The 5,179-nt window shown below is 40.5% G+C and carries 3 protein-coding genes; 1 reads left to right on the top strand and 2 read right to left on the bottom strand.

The window, feature by feature from the left end:
- Positions 1-95: 95 nt before the first annotated feature.
- Complete coding sequence (ppsA, locus tag N475_RS00395) at positions 96-2,471, bottom strand: phosphoenolpyruvate synthase (RefSeq protein ID WP_063364501.1); 2,376 nt, start codon at positions 2,469-2,471, stop codon at positions 96-98.
- A 141-nt stretch (positions 2,472-2,612) separates the two neighbouring features.
- On the opposite strand from ppsA, the gene ppsR reads away from it, so the two are divergent.
- Positions 2,613-3,422 carry a posphoenolpyruvate synthetase regulatory kinase/phosphorylase PpsR gene (gene ppsR, locus N475_RS00400; protein WP_063359486.1) on the top strand — a complete coding sequence of 270 codons (810 nt, stop codon included), beginning with the start codon at positions 2,613-2,615 and terminating at the stop codon, positions 3,420-3,422.
- Positions 3,423-3,453: 31 nt separating this feature from the next.
- On the opposite strand, the gene N475_RS00405 is transcribed toward ppsR, so the two are convergent.
- Positions 3,454-4,809, bottom strand: coding sequence for a class II 3-deoxy-7-phosphoheptulonate synthase (locus N475_RS00405; RefSeq protein ID WP_063364502.1), 1,356 nt, complete (start codon positions 4,807-4,809; stop codon positions 3,454-3,456).
- Between the last annotated feature and the right edge of the window lie 370 nt (positions 4,810-5,179).

Below are 5,179 nucleotides of genomic sequence, written 5' to 3' on the forward strand. Positions count from 1 at the left end.
ATGTAGAGTTCAAATGTAGAGTTCAAATGTAGAGTTCAAATGTAGAGTTCAAATGTAGAGTTCAAGCAGAAGACTTGACGCTACAATTTGAGGTACTAGTTGTTGAACTTCTCAGCCAAATATAACCAAGTTTCAAGAACAGTATCTGGGTTTAAAGAAACCGTATCGATTCCCTGCTCTACAAGCCAAGCTGCGAAATCTTCATGGTCTGATGGACCTTGACCACATATCCCAACGTACTTACCTTTTTCTTTAGCCGTTTTAATGGCCATAGATAGTAACTTCTTAATAGCTGGGTTTCTCTCATCAAACAAATGTGCGATAAGACCAGAGTCTCGGTCCAAGCCCAATGTAAGTTGAGTTAAATCGTTCGAACCAATAGAGAAACCATCAAAGTACTCTAAGAATTCATCAGCTAGCAAGGCATTGGAAGGTAGCTCACACATCATAATAACGCGAAGACCATTTTCACCACGTTTTAAGCCGTGTTCTTCAAGTAGTTCGATAACTTTAGCTGCTTCCTCTAATGTTCTTACAAACGGAATCATAATTTCAACGTTAGTAAGGCCCATTTGATTTCGAACGCGTTTTATCGCTTCACATTCAAGTGCGAAACATTCTCTGAAGTCTTCAGAGATATAACGAGAAGCACCACGGAAGCCTATCATAGGGTTTTCTTCTTCCGGCTCGTACTGCTGACCACCAATTAAGTTTGCATATTCGTTTGACTTAAAGTCAGACATACGAACAATCACTTTCTCAGGGGCAAAAGCCGCACCAAGAGTGGAGATACCCTCAACAAGCTTAGCGATATAAAACTCTACAGGTGATTCATATCCTGCAATGATGTCACTAATTTCTGCTTTAAGATCGTCAGATTGAGTATCAAAGTTAATAAGCGCTTTTGGATGAACACCAATCATTCTATTGATTATGAACTCTAACCTTGCGAGTCCGATTCCTGCATGAGGCAGTTTTGCAAAGTCAAACGCTCTGTCAGGGTTACCTACGTTCATCATTATCTTGAGTGGTAAGTCTGGCATTGAGTCAATGCGAGAAGAAATAACTTCGTACTTTAACTCACCTTCATAGATGTAGCCAGTATCACCTTCAGCACATGACACAGTTACAGCGTCGCCATGTTTGATTGTATCTGTCGCATTTCCACAACCCACAACTGCCGGAATACCTAACTCACGGGCTATAATTGCAGCATGACAAGTCCTACCACCACGATTAGTGACGATAGCAGAAGCCCTTTTCATGATAGGCTCCCAGTCGGGGTCAGTCATATCCGTAACAAGTACATCACCTTGCTGTACTTTATCCATTTCATCAATTGATGTTAGGACTCGTACAACACCAGTTCCGATTTTGTGACCGATTGCTCTACCTTCACAAACAACGTTAGACTTTTCTTGAAGCTGAAAACGCTCCATAACGTTAGCATCTTCATTAGACCTAACAGTTTCTGGTCTTGCTTGTACGATGTAAAGCTTGCCGTCGTTACCATCTTTAGCCCATTCGATGTCCATAGGACGGCCGTAATGTTTTTCAATGATAACTGCTTGCTTAGCTAACTCTTGAACTTCTTCATCTGTGATAGAGAACTTGTTTGAAAGAGCAGGATCCATGTCTACAATTTCAACTTGCTTACCGTGTGATTCGTCACTCGAGTAAATCATTTGAATTGCTTTTGAGCCAATATTTCTTCTAACTACCGCTGGGTTGCCCTTTGCTAGCGTCGGTTTGTGCACATAAAACTCGTCAGGGTTTACTGCGCCTTGTACTACCATTTCGCCTAGGCCATAGCTGGATGTTACAAATACAACGTCTTCAAAACCAGACTCTGTATCAATTGAGAACATAACACCAGATGAAGCTTTGTCTGAACGAACCATTCGCTGAATACCAGCAGAAAGAGCAACACCTCTATGGTCATACCCCTGATGCACTCGGTATGAAATTGCGCGGTCATTGAAAAGGGAAGCAAATACGTGTTTTATCGCTACCATTACAGCGTCGATACCACGAACATTTAAGAAAGTTTCTTGCTGACCAGCAAATGATGCGTCTGGCATATCTTCTGCGGTTGCAGATGAGCGTACGGCAAAAGATACATCATTGCTATCTTCACCATGGAGGGTTTGATACGCTGCGCGAATGGCTTTATCTAATTCTGGTTGGAAAGGAGTGTCGATTACCCACTGTCTGATCTGGCTACCTACTTTTGCCAGCTCGTTGACGTCGTCAACATCTAGGGTGTCTAAAATGGTGTGGATTTTTTCGTTAAGTCCTGATTGCTCAAGAAACTCATTGAAAGCATCTGCGGTAGTTGCGAATCCACCTGGCACTTGTACACCAGCGTTAGCAAGGTTAGATATCATTTCACCAAGAGAAGCGTTTTTACCACCAACTCGAGGTACGTCATGCATACCCAATTCTTGATACCAGAGAACGTAGTCTTGCACGGAACTGTCTCCAAAAACAAATTGTAATAAATGTGAGAGATTGTTTGACCTTCCTTTAGGTCGAAGGCATTCTACAACGGTAAGTATAGCCGCGTAAACCAAGACTTGAAAAAATACTAAAAAAGTAATGAAAAGGTTAAAATGAGAACAGCATTTTATATTTCAGATGGCACAGCTATTACAGCTGAAGTTTTTGGCCATGCTACGCTCTCTATGTTTCCTGTAGAGTTTGACCATAAAACATTGCCATTCATAGAAACCGTCGAAAAAGCTAACGCTGTTAAATCGACTATTGACAAGTTAGCAGAAACAAGTGGCGAGCCACCACTTGTGTTTTTTACCTTTGTTAACCCTGAATTGTCCGATATTATTTCATCTTCAAAAGGCGTATGTTATGACTTTTTGTCCTATGCGAGTGAAATTGTAAAACGAGAACTCAAGGTAAAACCTGTGCCTAAAGTTCACCGTACCCACAGCATTCATGAGAAAACGTATGATTTCCGTATATCCGCTGTGAACTATGCCCTAGCAAATGATGATGGTGCGAATATTAAAGACTACGATGAAGCTGATATAATACTTGTTGGTGTTAGTCGAAGCGGAAAAACACCTACCAGCCTATATCTGGCACTCCAATATGGTATTAAAGCTGCCAACTATCCTATTACTGAGGATGATTTGGAAAAAGGTAACCTGCCAAAGTTCCTCATAGAACACAAAGACAAGCTTTTTGGTTTAACAATAGATCCAGAAAGGCTGGCTTCTATAAGGCAAGAGCGTATGGCAAATTCAAAGTATGCATCCATCAGGCAATGTCGTATTGAAGTTAGAGAGGTCGAGATGTTATTCAAAAAACATCGTACGCCTTATTTGAATTCAACAAAGTTTTCTGTTGAAGAGATCTCTGCAAAAATTATTGCTGAGGCTGGTTTATCTAGGCACAAATATTAAAAAAGGCCGCTTAAGCGGCCTCTCTTCTTTGCTAAACTCTATCTCTAGCGTCTTTTAGCAAATCAGCTACCAAAAATCCAAGTTCTAGTACTTGATCAGCATTTAAACGTGGGTCGCACTGAGTTCTATACCTTTGAGCTAAATCTTCATCAGAAAGACCATATGCTCCGCCTATACACTCGGTAACGTGTTGACCTGTCATTTCTAAATGCACACCACCTGGGTAAGAACCCTCCGCTTTGTGTACAGCAAAGAACTGGCTAATTTCACGAAGTATATTATTGAAACTACGCGTTTTGTAGCCGGTACTCGCTTTTTCAGTATTGCCATGCATAGGATCGGACGTCCATACAACATTGCGGCCTTCGCTTTTTACTTTTTGAACAAGTGCCGGAAGCTTTTCGGGTAATACATCGGCTCCCATTCTCGTAATCAAAGTTAACCTACCAGGTATGTTTTCTGGGTTTAGAGCATCAATAAGCTTTATTAGATCGTCAGGTTGCATACCTGGGCCGACTTTAACGCCGATTGGATTTTTAATACCTCTGAAAAACTCAATATGAGCATGATCTAGTTGCCTAGTTCTTTCACCAATCCAAACAAAATGGGCTGAACAATCGTACCAATCACCTGATAAGTGATCTCTACGAGTTAGCGCCTGTTCGTAGCCAAGAAGCAAAGCCTCATGTGATGTATACAAATGCGTTTCTTTCAAGCTAGGAGCTACAGTTGCATCAATACCACACACTTCCATGAACTCTAACGCATCCTGAATTCGATTTGCCATTTGCTGGAACTTATCTCTGAGTGGATTTGCAGCAACAAAACTCATATTCCATCGGCTAACTTGATGTAAATCAGCTAGACCACCTTGAGCGAATGCTCTTAGTAAGTTCAATGTTGAAGCACTGTGATGATATGCTTTCATTAAACGCGCAGGGTCAGGGATACGAGCTTCCTCAGTAAACTCAAAACTATTAATTATATCACCTCTATATGAGGGTAGAGATACGCCATTGATAGTTTCGTAATCTGAAGATCTTGGTTTTGCATACTGCCCAGCCATACGTGCGATTTTTACAACAGGGCATTTTCCGCCGTAAGTTAAAACCACAGCCATTTGCAGCAACGTTTTAAACGTATCTCTGATGTTTGTAGCGCTAAAGTCAGAGAAAGATTCTGCGCAATCACCACCCTGTAGAAGAAACGCTTTGCCTTCACAAACATCTGCTAAGCTTTTATACAAGCTTCTAGTTTCTTCAGCAAACACTAAAGGTGGCGCTGCATTTAATTCTGATTCGATCGTATTTAGTTTATTTTTATCCGGGTATTCCGGTTGTTGAACAATTGGGAATTCTCTCCAACTGTCCGGACTCCAAGGTTTCATAGTCTCATTCCTCATTAGTTACCTCAAAAAGCAACTTAACGTATAGGACGTTATCCTTCAAGCACAAATTAGTTAAATAACGAATTATATTTAAGAACACATCATACATTTTTAGCTATCAATATAATTCAGCACTTTAATTGTTAATAAAAAAGCTAACGGAAAACTACAAAAACCCTAAAAGTGCTTGAATTAACGTCTACTTGAGTAATATTTAGCCCCCTACTCCATACCCTTAAACAATGTGCTCATTTCATGTTAGTGTATACATACTTACAAATCTCATTCTTGCAGTACTGAGTAATATATAGCTCATGTAGCGTCTTTTCGTAATTCTAATTATGTTAAATTTGAGTTCTAGGTTTGAGTT

Source organism: Pseudoalteromonas luteoviolacea DSM 6061 (assembly GCF_001625655.1).
Lineage (GTDB): Bacteria > Pseudomonadota > Gammaproteobacteria > Enterobacterales > Alteromonadaceae > Pseudoalteromonas > Pseudoalteromonas luteoviolacea.

Bases quoted from the DNA above. Each gene is read 5' to 3' on its own strand.
- ppsR (WP_063359486.1), top strand. From the start codon at position 2,613: ATGAGAACAGCATTTTATATTTCAGATGGCACAGCTATTACAGCTGAA.
- N475_RS00405 (WP_063364502.1), bottom strand. From the start codon at position 4,809: ATGAAACCTTGGAGTCCGGACAGTTGGAGAGAATTCCCAATTGTTCAA.